This is a genomic window from Clostridium sp. HMP27 (genome assembly GCF_000765165.1).
Lineage (GTDB): Bacteria > Bacillota > Clostridia > Clostridiales > Clostridiaceae > Clostridium_AK.
The window spans coordinates 1-15,761 of the sequence record NZ_JMFY01000002.1 but is presented as its reverse complement, the minus strand read 5'-3'; the positions used below and the strand labels follow the sequence as shown (position 1 = coordinate 15,761).

At 31.2% G+C, this 15,761-nt stretch carries 14 protein-coding genes and 1 pseudogene; 7 read left to right on the top strand and 8 right to left on the bottom strand.

Annotated features, from left to right (window positions below):
* Positions 1-64: 64 nt before the first annotated feature.
* A complete protein-coding gene (locus DP68_RS19405) occupies positions 65-265 on the bottom strand; it encodes a hypothetical protein (protein ID WP_291546834.1) in 201 nt (66 codons plus the stop codon).
* A gap of 368 nt (positions 266-633) precedes the next feature.
* On the opposite strand from DP68_RS19405, the gene DP68_RS01325 reads away from it, so the two are divergent.
* Entirely contained in the window at positions 634-1,239 is a 606-nt protein-coding gene (locus tag DP68_RS01325; RefSeq protein ID WP_035305017.1) for an NAD(P)H-dependent oxidoreductase, read from the top strand.
* Between the two features lie 99 nt (positions 1,240-1,338).
* Here DP68_RS01325 and DP68_RS01320 read toward each other — a convergent pair whose 3' ends face one another.
* Together DP68_RS01320 and DP68_RS01315 are read right to left on the bottom strand one after the other, a co-directional pair.
* A complete protein-coding gene (locus DP68_RS01320; protein WP_035305014.1) occupies positions 1,339-1,995 on the bottom strand; it encodes a TrkA family potassium uptake protein in 657 nt (218 codons plus the stop codon).
* Positions 1,996-2,008: 13 nt separating this feature from the next.
* Positions 2,009-3,355, bottom strand: coding sequence for a TrkH family potassium uptake protein (locus DP68_RS01315; RefSeq protein ID WP_035305012.1), 1,347 nt, complete (start codon positions 3,353-3,355; stop codon positions 2,009-2,011).
* Positions 3,356-3,667: 312 nt separating this feature from the next.
* On the opposite strand from DP68_RS01315, the gene DP68_RS01310 reads away from it, so the two are divergent.
* The 3 genes from DP68_RS01310 (at position 3,668) to DP68_RS01300 (ending at position 7,184) form a co-directional block, all read left to right on the top strand.
* Positions 3,668-5,512 carry an ATP-binding protein gene (locus tag DP68_RS01310; protein ID WP_035305011.1) on the top strand — a complete coding sequence of 615 codons (1,845 nt, stop codon included), beginning with the start codon at positions 3,668-3,670 and terminating at the stop codon, positions 5,510-5,512.
* Between the two features lie 19 nt (positions 5,513-5,531).
* Entirely contained in the window at positions 5,532-6,107 is a 576-nt protein-coding gene (locus DP68_RS01305; RefSeq protein WP_035305010.1) for a response regulator, read from the top strand.
* A gap of 225 nt (positions 6,108-6,332) precedes the next feature.
* The gene (locus tag DP68_RS01300; RefSeq protein ID WP_052085583.1) at positions 6,333-7,184 is read left to right on the top strand and encodes a TerC/Alx family metal homeostasis membrane protein; all 852 of its coding nucleotides are present in this window, start codon (positions 6,333-6,335) and stop codon (positions 7,182-7,184) included.
* 125 nt (positions 7,185-7,309) lie between these two features.
* Here DP68_RS01300 and DP68_RS01295 read toward each other — a convergent pair whose 3' ends face one another.
* The gene (locus DP68_RS01295) at positions 7,310-7,714 is read right to left on the bottom strand and encodes a hypothetical protein (protein ID WP_035305008.1); all 405 of its coding nucleotides are present in this window, start codon (positions 7,712-7,714) and stop codon (positions 7,310-7,312) included.
* 277 nt (positions 7,715-7,991) lie between these two features.
* On the opposite strand from DP68_RS01295, the gene DP68_RS01290 reads away from it, so the two are divergent.
* Positions 7,992-8,840 (top strand): TerC/Alx family metal homeostasis membrane protein, encoded by an 849-nt coding sequence (locus tag DP68_RS01290; RefSeq protein ID WP_052085582.1) that lies wholly within the window; start codon positions 7,992-7,994, stop codon positions 8,838-8,840.
* A gap of 67 nt (positions 8,841-8,907) precedes the next feature.
* On the opposite strand, the gene DP68_RS01285 is transcribed toward DP68_RS01290, so the two are convergent.
* Entirely contained in the window at positions 8,908-9,597 is a 690-nt protein-coding gene (locus tag DP68_RS01285; protein WP_052085581.1) for a response regulator transcription factor, read from the bottom strand.
* Positions 9,598-9,787: 190 nt separating this feature from the next.
* Between DP68_RS01285 and DP68_RS01280 the strand changes: the two genes are divergently transcribed.
* Both DP68_RS01280 and DP68_RS01275 read left to right on the top strand, forming a co-directional pair.
* A complete protein-coding gene (locus tag DP68_RS01280; RefSeq protein WP_035305006.1) occupies positions 9,788-11,110 on the top strand; it encodes a YjiH family protein in 1,323 nt (440 codons plus the stop codon).
* Positions 11,111-11,211: 101 nt separating this feature from the next.
* Positions 11,212-13,116: a sensor histidine kinase gene (locus DP68_RS01275; protein WP_035305004.1), complete on the top strand. Its 1,905-nt coding sequence runs from the start codon at positions 11,212-11,214 to the stop codon at positions 13,114-13,116.
* A 90-nt stretch (positions 13,117-13,206) separates the two neighbouring features.
* Here DP68_RS01275 and DP68_RS01270 read toward each other — a convergent pair whose 3' ends face one another.
* From DP68_RS01270 to DP68_RS01260, 3 genes and pseudogenes are all read right to left on the bottom strand, one after another.
* A complete protein-coding gene (locus tag DP68_RS01270; RefSeq protein ID WP_035305002.1) occupies positions 13,207-13,419 on the bottom strand; it encodes a hypothetical protein in 213 nt (70 codons plus the stop codon).
* A 110-nt stretch (positions 13,420-13,529) separates the two neighbouring features.
* Positions 13,530-14,087 carry an NADPH-dependent FMN reductase gene (locus DP68_RS01265; RefSeq protein WP_035305001.1) on the bottom strand — a complete coding sequence of 186 codons (558 nt, stop codon included), beginning with the start codon at positions 14,085-14,087 and terminating at the stop codon, positions 13,530-13,532.
* 162 nt (positions 14,088-14,249) lie between these two features.
* Positions 14,250-15,611, bottom strand: a pseudogene (locus DP68_RS01260) (DNA topoisomerase); the annotation flags it as partial.
* Positions 15,612-15,761: the final 150 nt, after the last annotated feature.

The following is a 15,761-nucleotide window of genomic DNA, read 5'->3' as shown; positions in this document are numbered from 1 at the left end:
TCATAGAATAGTTTTTTCTAAGGAGCTGGTTTTATTCAATAAATATATAACTCTCATTGCTTATTTATTTTACTTCTTCTAATTCAATAACATATTTACTATTTGGAAGATATCTTAACTTATAATTCTTATCCTTATGAATTTTATTGAACCAGGGATTATAATAATAAGTCTCCCCCTCTAGTACAAAGGATGGAGTTGCACCCTTTGATTTAGTATTAACATTGCTGCACTCTCCACTAGTAGTTTTGTAATCTTTATTCATATAATAACTAACATCTTTCAAACGGGGCTTTAGTACATGGTTATAGGAGTAAGCTGTCCAAATCATAAGTAAAGGAATAAAAATTATTAAAAATAAATATTTCTTCTTATTCCTCTCCTTTATTAAAAATATTAAAAATGCAATTACCCAAAAAAACGCAAAAAATATTTGAAATAATGTATCTATTATAAAATCCATATGTTTCACATTCCCTTTACTAAAAACTTTCCATATATTCATTTTACTCCAAACACTTCTCATTATCAAAATAAATTTCATGTTTTAAATTTTGAGTATCAAAACTATATATTCACTAATACTAATAAAAAGCTTACTAAACATATATTAAAGTAAACTGGAGGTAAATCATGAGCAAAGTACTGTATATCAAAGCAAATGCAAAATCAGAAGAACTTTCTAGAACCTTTAAGATTTCCGAAAGCTTCATTGAAGCATATAAGGAAACTCATGCTGAAGATGAGATTATTACATTAGATTTGTATGATGAAGGAATAGATTTTCTTCCAAAAGGAAACCTTGACACTGTGAATAAGCCAAAAGAAGGAATAGATAAGAATCATCCAATATTAAAGTATGCATATCAGTTTTCAGATGCAGATAAGTATGTAATTGCAGAACCATTATGGAATTTAGGTATTCCAGCTATCCTTAAAGCTTACATCGACTATATTTCTGCTAATGGAATTACATTTAAGTATACTGAGTCAGGTCCTGTAGGCTTATGTAAAGGAAAAAAAGCAATTAATATTACTTCAAGAGGTGGAAATTATGATACTGAACCTTCTGCCTCCTTTGAGATGGGTGATAGATATTTAAAAGCTATATTTGCTTTTTTGGGTATAACTGATTTTACAACCATATCAGCTGACGGCCTAGATGTTGCTGGGAATGATGCTGATAAAATTATTGAAGAAGCCATAATGGTAGCTGAAACAACAGCAAGAAATTTTTAATCATCTTATAATAACTAAAAGTAAAAAGGGGCTTCTCAAAATTCACAGATATGTATTTTGAGAAGCCCTTTTTACCTATTTTCACCAGGAGCCTAACCCCTATGTTAGGGTTTGTATTATGCTTAATTCATTAGAGCCGCCTATAATTATAAGCGTATCATTTGGCTCAATCTGCTCATCAGCACTAGGAGACATAGTCACAATATTATCTCGTTTTATAGCCATAATATTAATACCGTAATTTGATCTTATATCAAGTTCTCCTAAAGTCTTACCATGCCACTTTTCGGGGCTTATAATTTCAATAATGCTGTATTCTGGAGATAATTCAATATGATCTAGTATACTAGTAGAGATAAGATTATAAGCTACTCTTGTTCCCATATCTCTTTCTGGGAGAACAACTCTGTCTGCCCCTATCTTATTTAATACCTTAGCATGAAGACTGTTTTGAGCCTTTACAACTATATATTTTATTCCTAATTCCTTAAGAAGTATAGTAACCATGATACTTGACTGCATACTTGAACCAGTGGCTACGATTGCCACATCAAAGTTTCCTATTCCTACACTTCTTAAAGACTTTTCATCTGTTGCATCCATTTGAATTGCATGAGTAACATGATGAGAAATTTCTTGTATGGAAGTTTCATCCAAATCAATCACTAAAACATCTTTACCAAGGGTATACAATGTTTTAGCTACAGATGATCCAAACCTTCCCAAACCTATTACTACATATTGCTTCTTTTTCATTACTCTAATCTCCTCATCCAACTAAAATCTTATCTTCTGGATATCTAATTTGATTGTTTCTTTTAACCTTTGTAAATGCTAAAGCTACAGTAAGTGGTCCTAGTCTGCCACTATACATAGTAAATATTAGTATTAACTTTCCTATGGAACTTAGCTTTGTTGTAAGCCCTAGTGACAGACCAACAGTTCCAAAAGCAGAAGTTACTTCATAAAAAATATATTCGAATGATTGTCCTATCTCAGAAATTGATAATAACATAGTTACTACAATAACAAGGCTGGATGCAAGTACAGTAATCACAAAGGACTTACGAACAAGATCACCTGAAATTCTTTTTTCAAAAACCTCTGTATCATCCTTTCCCTTGATTGCAGCTATTGCAGTTAAAACTATAATACTAAAAGTAGTTGTTTTTATTCCTCCCGCAGTAGATCCTGATGATCCTCCAATAAACATTAATATTGTTGTTAAAAAACGACCTGGCATGGTCATATCTGAAGTAGATATTGAGTTAAATCCTGCAGTCCTAGGAGTTACAGACGCAAATAGTGAATTTACTAATTTCCCTTTTAAACTCATAGCTCCCAAAGTATCTGGATTACTAAATTCAAATAACATCATTAATATCCAACCTGCAGATAGCAGCGCAGTGGTAGTAACTAATACAATTTTTGTGTGTAACGATAATTTATTAATATCTTTATAATTATATATTTCCGTCCATACTGAAAATCCCAATCCTCCTACAATTATAAGCACTGCTATTGTAAGTATCACTACTGAGTTCTCTGAAAAAGACGTTAAACTTGTAAACCCTCCCATTAAATCAAACCCTGCATTACAAAAGGCAGATACAGAATGAAAAATACTATAGTAAATCCCCTTTCCCAAGCCATATATATGAATAAATTGAGTAGATAAAAGTAATGCTCCCATAAATTGAACTGAAAACGTAAAACCTAGTATATACTTTATCATTTTTACAATACCTTGAAGATTTGAGCTATTTATTGCTTCCTGCATGACTAGTCTTTCGCTCAGCGTTATTTTCCTTCCAAGTACCAATGCTATCAATGCAGCAAAAGACATAAAGCCAAGCCCGCCAATTTCAATCAATAAAAGTATTACTGTCTTTCCAAAATAATTCCAATGTGTTCCTGTATCTAAAGTTACAAGTCCTGTAACACAAACAGCAGAAGTTGATGTAAAAAGACTATCTATAAATGCTGTTCCCTTACCATCTGCAGAGGAAATAGGCAAAGATAAAAGTATGGCTCCTATAAATATAACAATGGCAAATCCTATCGCTAATATTCGAACTGGTATCAATTTAACATTTTTAGCTATTCTAATTTGCATTTTATCTCTCCTTATAAGGAAAATCTTTGTTTTTTAATTTCTTCTTTTGTTTAACTTCATAAAAAAATAAATTCACCCCTATTTTTCTTATACTTCAACATATGAAATCTTAACATGGACATACCCTTCACTCAAACAACACATTTTTTCTTATCCTATATATTACTTAGTCATATAGACGATTAGTCTAAGTCATCTTTTATATGCTTAGCTTTTCTCAAAAAAGCTATAAGTAATAATTTGAAAAATTGACTTTCAGATATTTAAAACTTATACTGAAAATAAAATTAACTATAATTAGGTGATTAAATTATGTTTAAAACATTAAAATTCAAGATGGCAATGGTTTATCTTATACTTGTATCAACTACAGCAATAGTAGGTGGTATTTCTTTTCTAAATATATACACTTTAAATAAGTCTATTAATGGGCTGATGGTTAATAATTATAAAAGCATAAGCGCAACTGCAAATATGCTTGAGGTACTTAATGAACAGAATAGCCAAATTTATAACTATATATATGTAAACTCTACATCCAGCATCGATAATATTCATAAAAATATAAATATATTTTATCTGTGGTACAATCTAGAATCTAATAATATTACTGAGGATAGTGAAAAAGAATTAGTAGCAAGGATTAACAATAATTACTCAACCTATCTGAGACTTTTTTCTCAAATTCAGGAGACTAAAAATTTGCAGGGAATTGAAGCAGCTTCCAAATACTATAATGATAATTTACTTCCTATTTTTAATTCACTAAAAAAGGATTTAAAGCAGCTGTCTTTCATCAATGAAAAAGCAATGTTTAAGAATAAAGAAGTTGTAACTAAAGATGCTCATAAATCTCTTGACACCATTATATTCTTGTCTGTAGTATCTGTTCTTGGCGGCTTTATATTATCAAGATATTCCATAAAAAGAACTTTAAAACCTATTTACTCCTTAAGAGAAACAATGAAAGCAATAAAGGAAGGTAATTTATCACAGCAAGCTCCAATTATATCTGAAGATGAAATAGGCGAACTTACAATAGAATTTAATAATATGACTGATCGTATTCACAAATTGGAGGAGAGTAATATTGGAAAGCTTCTTACAGAAAAGACTAAATCTGATGCTATCATAAAGAGTATTTCTGATCCCCTCATTGTTTTAGATAGTAATTATAAAATAATACGTATTAATATGGCATGTGAAAAATTCTTTAACATTGAAGAGGCAAGTTCAATTAATAAATATTTTCTTGAAGTTATCAGAAGCGGAGAACTATTTGATTTTATTTATAACTCTTCAAAGCTAGACAGTATGAATCCTTCCCAAAAAATTATTTATTTTAATATTGATGAAGAGGATTATTACTTTAATATTATTGTGTCCATAGTTAGAGATTCTGAAGCAAAGATAACCGGCATAATAATTTTGCTTCAAAATGTAACAAATTTAAAGCAGCTAGAGCAGATAAAAAGTGATTTTATATCAACTATCTCACATGAATTTAAAACTCCTCTTACCTCAATTATGATTGGTGCTAGTCTTATTCTTGATGAGAGTATTGGCAGCCTAAATGAAAGTCAACACCAAATAATTAACACAATACAAGAGGATGGCGAAAAGTTAAATACTCTAGTAAATAATCTGCTCCAGCTTTCAAAGCTGGAATGCAGTGAGTCAATTTTTAATATAATGCCTTGTTCTGTAACTAGCCTTGTAAATAATGCAATATCGGATTTTTGTGAGCAAGCTTGCAGCACTAAAATAAACTTATACTATGAATCCAAGGAAAATCTTCCTTATATTAACGCTGATCCAGAAAAAATAAGTTGGGTATTAAATAATCTTATATCTAACGCTTTAAAATACACTCAAGCTGGAGGTAATATAATAATAACTACTTTCACCAAGCAAAATAGCATGTATGTATCTGTGAGTGATACAGGTTCAGGAATACCTGAAGAATACCATGAAGAAATCTTCAACCGCTTCGTACAGGTAAGGGGTGAAAACTCTGATGTTAAGGGCACAGGACTTGGTCTCGCTATAGCTAAAGAAATCGTTAAAGCTCATGGTGGAGAAATCTGGTGTGAAAGCAAATTGGGCTACGGAAGTGTATTTACTTTCACTCTACCTTTGGCAGTTGAGAAAATATAAACTTAGGGATGTGATATTTGTGAAAAAGGTCATTGTCATTGATGATACTAAAAATATTAGAAACTTACTAACAACTTGCCTTCAAATTAATGGTTACAAAGTATCTACAGCCAGCAGTGGTGAAGAAGCTCTTAATTTATTTCTTAAGGAGCATTTCGATTTAGCATTTTTAGATATCAAAATGCCCGAAATAAGCGGTACAGAAGTGCTGAGGAGACTAAGGCTGATGGGATTTGACCTTCCTGTAGTTATAATGACAGCCTTTGCAACAGTAAAAAATGCTGTAGAATGCACAAAGTTGGGTGCTGTTGCATATCTGCAAAAACCATTCACATCAGATAAAGTTAAGACAGTTCTTGAGGAAATTAATCAATATAGTGTCTGTGAAAAAAACGTTGTAGAAAATAAACTTATTATAAGCAAAGAACTTCTTCAAAATGGAAAAATCGATGAAGCTTTTAGCTGCCTAAAGTCAATTCTCTCCATCAATCCCTCTTGTTCAGAGTGCTATGACTTAATTGGCAAGGTACAGGAACTTAAAGGGAATTTTGAAGAAGCTAAAAAGTTTTATACTGCTGCTAATCAATTTAAATAATCATTATTTATATTTTAAAGGCCTGCTAAAGCTTCATTAAAAGAAGCAGCAGGCCTTATTAATCATTTTCAGAATATTTACAGTTTATTATTATAATGTTTACAATTTAAATTATTGATGCTATACTAAAACCTGATTGTCACATGACATCAGCTTTTTAGTAGTACAAGTCATAGTTATGTTTGATTATTTTTCAGTACTAAAAAATATTGGAGGGACTTTAATTTGGAGACAAAACAAGCATTAAAATGGGTACTATTTTGGATTTGTGCCGCATTACTTTTTAACTTAGGAATTTATTTTACACTTGGTCAGCAAAAAGCTATAGAGTTTTTAGGCGGCTATGTTATTGAACAAAGTTTAAGCCTTGATAACTTATTTTTATTTATTCTTGTATTTTCTAGCTTTGGGATAAAGAAAGAATACCAAAGAAGAGTACTAAATTACGGAATAATGGGAGCAATTGTATTACGTTTAATATTTGTAGTGTTAGGAGTTGCGGTAGTTAGCAAATTCCATTGGGTACTATACATATTTGGAGCCATACTAATTATAAGCGGCTTAAAAATGATGTTTAAACAAGAAGATGAAGAAGAGCATAACTTTAAGAATAATAAGCTGATAAAGCTTTTAAATAAGATAATACCTATAACCGATGAACTTCATGGCGAGAAGTTCCTTGTGAAAATAAACAATGTGCTTCATGCTACTCCACTGCTTGCAATACTTGTAGTTATTGAAGGAACAGATATTTTATTTGCAATCGATTCTATTCCTGCAATATTTTCTATAACAACAGATTCATTTATAGTATATACATCAAATATGTTCGCTATAATGGGTTTAAGAAGTCTTTACTTCTTACTTGTAAAAATAAATGATGCATTTAAATATGTGAAGTATGGAGTTGCGTTAATATTAGTATTTACAGGCATAAAGCTTTGCATATTAATGTTCCATATTGAAATACAAGTTGCACTTTCTGTAGCAATAATATTTGCAATACTACTGGCTAGTGTGATATTTTCTATTATGATGAAGAAAAATGAAGAAAGCCAAGTTGGTGCAGAATCCTAGACTTATATAAAACCTTGATAATTAGGAGCAGAACTTATCGGTTCTGCTCTTTGTGCATAAAAAGTGCCCCACACATAATGGGCTCAGACCCCTGGGAATAATTTACTGAACCTCGCACTTAGATTTTAAACTATATATTTAATCAGTAAAATATTAATTATATAAAAATAAATTCCATATAATATCGCTACTATGATGATAATAACTATCCAAACTAAAGTATTTACAAATCCTATACTTAAAAACATCTTTAACCTTGACAATATTGTTAGTATGCTAACTCCACTTCCTGCTAACACAGAAAAAAATAAGTTCTTAATAAATACACCCTCAGATTTATTCTCAAGATTAGTTAAAAACCTTTTTAAATAAAAATACTGAATAACATCAAGGAATATAACCAATAATACAAGCCAAATAAAGCCTATTGGCGGAGGCTTATCTGCACCTAAAAGAAATATTATTATCCACCCAAAGAAAAAAGATATTTCATTAATATATATCACTCTTTTAAATTTATTTAAATTCATTTAATCACCTCCTCTATATTTAATTAGATAATATAAAAAACAATTTAAACTTGTGAAATCATAGGTAAAAAAAGTAAATATATTTAGATTATTTACTTTATTATACATTAAGATAAATTCAAAGTAGTTACAAAGCAATTACACGACACGTACCAACATAGCTTCTAATTAAATCTGGCAATGTTTACAACCTATTTCATTGGTGCTATACTAATAGTCGATTTAATTTTATATTTAGGCTACCTTTTAATACCAAATAATATGGGGGGAATCTAATATGGATACAAAAAAAGCCTTAAAATGGGTGTTGTTTTGGATTTGTGCAGCCATGATCTTTAACTTAGGAATTTATTTTACACTTGGCAAGCAAAAAGCTGTAGAATTTTTAGGAGGCTATGTTATTGAACAAAGCTTAAGTCTGGACAATCTATTCTTATTCATTCTCGTTTTTTCTAGCTTTGGAATAAAGAAAGAATATCAAAGAAGAGTACTAAATTATGGAATAATAGGAGCGGTAATCTTACGTTTTATATTTGTACTCTTAGGAGTTGCGATAGTTAGCAAATTCCATTGGGTATTATACATATTTGGAGCTATATTAATTATAAGCGGATTGAAAATGATGCTTAAACAGGAAGATGAAGAGGAATTTGATTTCAAAAACAATAAATTAATAAAACTTCTAACCAACATAATCCCTATAACTGACAAACTTGACGGTGAAAAGTTTTTTGTAAAGATAAACAATGCGCTTCATGCTACTCCACTGCTTGCAATACTCGTAGTTATTGAAGGAACAGATATTTTATTTGCTATAGACTCCATTCCAGCAATATTTTCTATAACAACAGATTCATTTATTGTGTATACATCAAATATATTTGCTATACTTGCATTAAGAAGTCTTTACTTCTTACTTGTAAAAATAAATGATGCATTTAAATACGTAAAATACGGAGTTGCATTAATATTAGTATTTACAGGTGTAAAACTTTGCATATTAATGTTCCATATTGAAATACAAGTTGTACTTTCTGTAGCAATAATCTTTGCAATACTTCTTGCTAGCGTCCTAGTTTCTATTATAATGAAGAAAAACGAAGATAAAAATCAATTTAGTGTTTAATAAAGTGCCACCCACGTGGCAAGTGGCAAGTTGAACATCACTTGCCACTTGCCATGTGGGTGGCACTTTATTGTCCATCAAAGATATATCCAATTGATCTAACTGATTTTATAAATTTGGGATTTTTTGCATCCTCTTCAATCTTTTTTCTAAGCCTTTTTGTATAAGTTGTAACAGTATTCTCATCATACATATCACTTTTCCAAACGTTATTTAATATCTGCTTTCTTGTAAGGACCTTCCCATCATTTTCAACAAAGTATATTAAAAGATTATATTCTGTTACAGTTAAGTTAACTTCTGAATCTCCCTTTAAGACTTTATGAGAATCCTTAAAAATTTTTATTTCATCAAACTCTATTACTTCGTTATCATTGTTACTTGATGCATTTCCATATTGTTTATAACGCCTTATATGTGCTTTAACCCTAGCAATTAGTTCTACTGGATCAAAGGGTTTTGTTATGTAATCATCTGCTCCTATTCCAAGCCCTAGTACCATATCATATTGAGATGAATTTGCTGTTAAAAAAACTATTGGCACATTGGTTCTTTCCCTAAAAATCTTGCAAAGCTCAATACCACTTAATTTATTCATATTTATATCAAGTAAAATGAGGCTTATAGAGTTATCTAATTTGTTTATTGCAGTTTCCCCACTATATGCAGTTACCGCTTCTAAACCATATAACTTCATAAACTCTGAAATCATATTAACAATGGATTTATCATCATCAACAACCAGTACTTTATCCACAATATCGCCCCTTTTGACATAATTTGATATTTTAATCTTACCATAGTAAAAATAATTATTCCATAATGTTTTCTTAATATAATGACAATTTGATGACAAGCAAAAATCAAAATAGTGTGAATTGTTAAAATAAACTTTCATCTTATATATAATAAAGTAAAGGTTAACAAAATATAAGGAGGAGATATTAATGGATAATTTAAATCGAGAGACAGTTAGAGACTTAAATACAACTGCTGCCTTAGCTAAGTTTATCGGGTACAGCTTAATAGGTATTTTTATGTTCTTCGTACCATTAAAAATGTGGGGTCAATCCTCTATTCCCATAGACCACATTGTAACTGGACTAAAAAAACTCATGGGGCCCTTAACCTCAATTTATGCACTAATTATTATTATTGCAGGTGCTGCACGTCCATTTATTAAAAAGACTTGGAATAAAGACGCTGTAACCACTGTATTTTCAATTTTAAAAATTGGCGGCGTAGTAGTTGGATTCATGGCATATTTTAAGATTGGACCAAGCTGGATGTTTGACCCTGATATGGTTCCATTTCTTTTCGATAAACTTGTTATTCCAGTTGGAATGATAGTTCCAATAGGAGGAGCCTTTCTTGCCTTTCTAGTTGGATATGGATTTTTAGAATTTGCTGGAGTATTTATGAGACCAGTTATGAGACCTATATTTAAAACCCAAGGAAGATCAGCAATTGATGCTGTTGCATCCTTTGTAGGAAGCTATTCTTTAGCACTACTTATAACAAATAGAGTTTTTAAAGAAGGTAAATATACTATAAAAGAAGCATGTATCATTGCAACAGGTTTTTCAACTGTATCTGCTACCTTTATGATAATAGTTGCAAAAACTCTTGGAATTATGAATATATGGAATACATACTTCTGGGTAACCTTTATCGTGACTTTTGCAGTAACTGCCATAACAGTAAGACTTAGACCTCTCAGCAGGAAAAGTGATTCTTACATTACTGAAGTTGGAGATCCTGAACCAGAAATCAACAGCAATTATTTTCAAAACGCATTAAATGAAGGCTTAAAGGTTGCATCAGCTTCACCTAATATAGGAAAATGTGTATGGGATAATTTTAAAGACAGTCTTGTAATGGCAATGGGAATACTTCCATCAATCTTATCCGTAGGTCTTATAGGACTTATGCTTGCAGAATTCACTCCTATATTTGATATACTTGGATATATATTTTATCCATTTGTAAAACTTCTTCAAATACCTGAAGCAATGCTTACCTCAAAGGCAGCAGCTCTTGGAATTGCTGAAATGTTCCTTCCAGCACTTTTAGTTAAAGATGCTCCTATGGTTACTAAATTTATAATAGGTGTAACATCAATTTCTTCAATACTATTTTTCTCGGCTTCAATACCATGTATTTTGTCCACAGAAATTCCGCTTAAACTTTCTGATATTGTAATTGTATGGTTTGAAAGAACTCTTCTTACTATAATACTAGTAACTCCTATAGCATTCATGCTTTTTTAAAACAATTTATTAAGTATTTCTATAATTTATGATAGAATTAAAGTGTCTTTATTGCGTATTCTGCAATGTAGACACTTTAATTTTGCTTTATGGGGGTTTTTATGAAATTAAGAACAAGAATTACATTAATTATATGTACTATGATTGTTATTTTAATGGTTTCCCTTGGGACGATGCTATATTTTAAATCTGTATCCATAATTAATAAAGACTCTGAAACTCTCATGGTTTCGCAGCTTGATAGAGTTCAAGAAAATATCGATTTACTTGTTAATATGAACAAACTTGAAACAAATGAGCTTGCCCTTGATAAAAAGGTGGAATCATTTTTATTAGGCAAAGCAGACGTACCCTATATAAATAAACATTTAGTTAATCTGATGAACAATAAAAATAAAACATATAATTATTACATGGATTTCTTCATTTTGGATACCAGCGGTCATATTATTGCTTCATGTATGCCTTCTGCAATGAATGTAGATTTATCCAGCCGAAATTATTTTATACAAAGTGTAAAGACAAAATCTACAGTGACAAGTGATATTTTAGTTGGACGAGCAAATGGTCAGCCTATTGTAAATACCGTGTCTCCCATAGAAAATTTAAGTGGTGAAATTCTTGGATATGCTGGAACTGCTATTTATGCTGAACACTTTTCAAAACTTGCTGAAAATCTTACTTTAGGTCAAAGTGGATATTACGCTATTATTGATTCTAATGATTTAGTTTTATCTCATCCAAATAAAGATTTGATAGGAAAAGAATTCCCTTTTAATATTAACCATAAAAGCTTTGAAGGAAGCAGTGTAAATTTAATAAAACAAACAGTAAATGTTACTTCTAAAGAAAAAGAGTTTCAAATATTTAAACTCATGAAAAATACAAATTGGATTTTGGTCGCCTCCCTACCTGTAAATGATATGTATCATAAGTCAAAGTCATTCTTATACAGCGTTATTATAATAAGTATTATTGCTCTAATATTTTCAATATTTATTGGCGTATATGTAACCAATAAAATATCAGCTCCTATTGTTGCTACTACTGAATATCTCAATATTATTTCAAAAAGCAATTCAATTATAGGTAAATCTATATCAGAATCCATTGAAATACTAAAAAGCAGCTATAGAGAGGCCGATAAGTCTAACTCCTATGTAGAAATAAAAGATAATAATTATGATGAAATAGGACGATTTCAAAAATCCTTTAAAGATGCTAAGAAAATATTCTATATTTTACTTAAAAGATTTGAAAATGAAAGTGACCAGCTAATAAACTCATCAAAGCAGCTGGCGCTTACCATCGAAGATATCTCAAGTGGAACAGGAAAGTTTATTTCTACTCTGTCGCATGAGTTAAAAAATTCAATAACTGTTATAAAGGGATATTCAATGGGACTTAAAGCTGGAATTACTAAAGATGAAGCTGTAAAGGCAAAATTTATTGATGAAATATATAATAGAACAGAAGAAATTGAAACAATTATATCTGATGTTTTAGATTCTGCCTATGAGGCTAATAAGGATATAACGCTGCATAAGGAAAGGCTTGATTTAAAAAGTTTTGCTTTAGAACTTGCTGCTGATGCTAGAGAATATCTTAAAAATAAAGGGCTGACCTTACAGGATTATATGGATATTGATGATGCAATACTCAACATTGACAAAGTAAAAATCAAAAGAGTGTGGAATAACCTAGTGAGCAATGCCGTGAAATATTCTGAAGCTGGCTCAACAGTAATTATACGTATATCTAAACAATCTAGTATTGTAAAGTTTGAAGTTCAAGATGAAGGAATGGGTATAAGTGAAGATGATATGCAAAAAATTTATAATATGTTTTACAGAGGGACAAACGTAAAGCAAAAAGGCTATGGATTGGGGCTTTTTATATCAAAGTCTATAGTAGAAGCTCATGGCGGGCAGCTTAATGCAAAATCTGAGCTTGGTAAGGGTAGTGTATTTTGCTTTTCTATTAATGTAGATGATGATTCAAAATAATTATATGTTTATAAATATATGTAGAGAGGATAAATTTTCAGGTTTATCCTCTTTTAATTTGGTATATCTTACCACATGAGCTTAATTCCTTTATAGTTTTTTATATTGAACCCTATTACCTGGATCATCTTCAGTGACTACTGCTTGAAACTTTCCATTTTCAACTTCTGCTTTAAATCTTTTTCCATCTGCTGTGTGTTCTTCAACAGGAAAGGCATCTTCAACTACATCTTTATATTCAAAAGGATGCCCAGTTGGAACTTTATTAAGCTTATCTATATCTACATGACTCTTTTGTGACATTAATATCACTCCTTATTATTAGATTTACTCCAATAATATTATGAGCACATTTTATGTCGATTATTTATCTATATTTTTGCAAAACTTGCCACTTGCCATGTGGGTGGCACTTATTTGTTTTTAATAAAATTAATAAATGCATCCGCTTGTTTCTCTAGAAATGTTAAGCTTGTAGTCAATTCAAGTTTTCCATTCTCATTTACTTGCTGCATTGCATTGGGGATGGTAAGACGAGGCACATTCATGATATTCATATTTAAAAGGCTCAGCAAAGTAACTAAATGATCCTGAGCAATTCCTGTTCCAGACATTCCTGGAGTGATACCGCTGATTGCAGCTGGTTTTCTAGATAAAACCTGGCCTTCTGTTTTACTAACAGGTCGTGAAAGCCAATCAATTAGATTTTTCAATACGCCAGGAAAAAAATGATTATACTCCGGTGTAAAAAACCAAATCCCATCTGCCTTTTTTATTTTTTCTCTAATTTCCTTAACTTTTTCTGGTGCAGGATATTCCATATCCTGATTTAAAAGAGGCACCTCACTATAATCTATTATTTCTACGTTAGCCTTATCTTTTAGGTATCTTTTAACCTCCTCTGCAAGCTGAAGATTGAGAGAATCCTTTCTTAACGACCCAACAATTGCTACTATATTGATATTTTTCATTTGCTTCCTCCTTTCATCATCCACCATACTCTAATTTATTAATTAATATTAGTTATTCATGCCTATAATTATAGCATAATTTTACACTACCAGGGCCAGGACCTTGGGAATAATTTACTTATTCAACTTGCCACTTGCCATGTGGGTGGCACCAAAGTCTGTTTATTTTATAAATTCTATTTCCCAATTATAATATCCTGTTCTTTCATTTAGCACATATTTAAAATAAGCTGCAAAAGTTGTTCCCTTTTTACTTCTTAGATTTCTAAAGCCAACTTTGCCGTTTTTAAGCAGCAGCTCAACCATTGCCCTTGAAACCTTCTTACCAAAGGATTGAATATATTTATCATTCTTCCAAACTGTAAACTTGCAACCATTTTTCCAATTAGTACATCCAAAGCTTTTTTCCCCTTCTACTATGTCATTTCCACAGGTAGGGCACTTGCCGATGCTCTCCATACCTTCAGGTAACTCAACCTTAAAAGTGCTTAGCACAGATGTATCATTTTTTATAGAATTTACTGCTGTTATAGTAAATTCCTTAATCATATTTAAAAAGTCTTCTTTTTTAAACTTACCCTTTTCTATATCAGATAATGTTTTTTCTAGTCTTCCCGTATACTCTAAATCCAATAGCTGTTTACATGGAAATATTTCAACTATGGTTTTTCCAAGATCTGTGCATGTAAGGCTTTTGCCCTTTGCTTTAATGTAACCCACATCTTTCAATTTCTTAATGGTTTCTGCTCTGGTGGCAGGAGTTCCAATTGAAAAGCCGCTCAAAATGGAGGTCATCATTTCTTCTGTATCTTCCTTATCCTGTTCATCTTCTTCATCTTTAAAATTCTTACCGCAGGTCTCCATAATCCTTAAAAGTGTCTTTTCAGTATGGAGCTTAGGGGGCTTTTTAGTAACAGCATTTACTTTACTATCTACTACATACACGATTTCCTTTTCTAATACCATTGGCAGAATAGTATCCTTGCTGTCCATTTTCTCAACAACACGCCATCCCAAAATCGTCTGTACCTTTCCCTTTGATACAAATACCCCCTTAACAGCAGCCTCATTTACCTTAGACACAAGTTTAGTTTCCTCATACTCAGCCACCGGTAAGAATTGCATTATAAATCTATTTTTAATTGCAGTGTATACAATAGCTTCATCACCGTTTAGTCCTGTTGGCTTCATGTAGGTTGGAACTATAGCACTATGGCTTTCCACCTTTGAATTATCAAATATTCTCTTATTATCAACAAATTTAATTTGATCTTCATATGCCAACCCTTTTTTTAATGTATCTAAAACTTTTTTAGTCTTATCTTTTAAACTTTCTTCTAGTGCAACACTGCCTGTTCTTGGATATGTAATAAATTTCTTTTCATAAAGGGATTGTGCAACCTTTAACACCTTGTCAGAGGTCCACCCCTTATACTTACTTGTAACATATCCTTGCAAATTTGATAAATTAAATAATAGCGGCGGGTAATCTTTTTTCTTATCTACTTGTTTTTCTATAATTTTCTGCGTCTTTATCCTCTAAAACCATTCCCCTTTACACAACACCCAGACCCCCAAAACCCTCATAAACTCCTTTGCCGGCATTTGCTTCTGAAAAAAAAAAATCTACTGAAAAAGTTGCAAATGCACCTTCTAGAGGGACTACATCAGTAA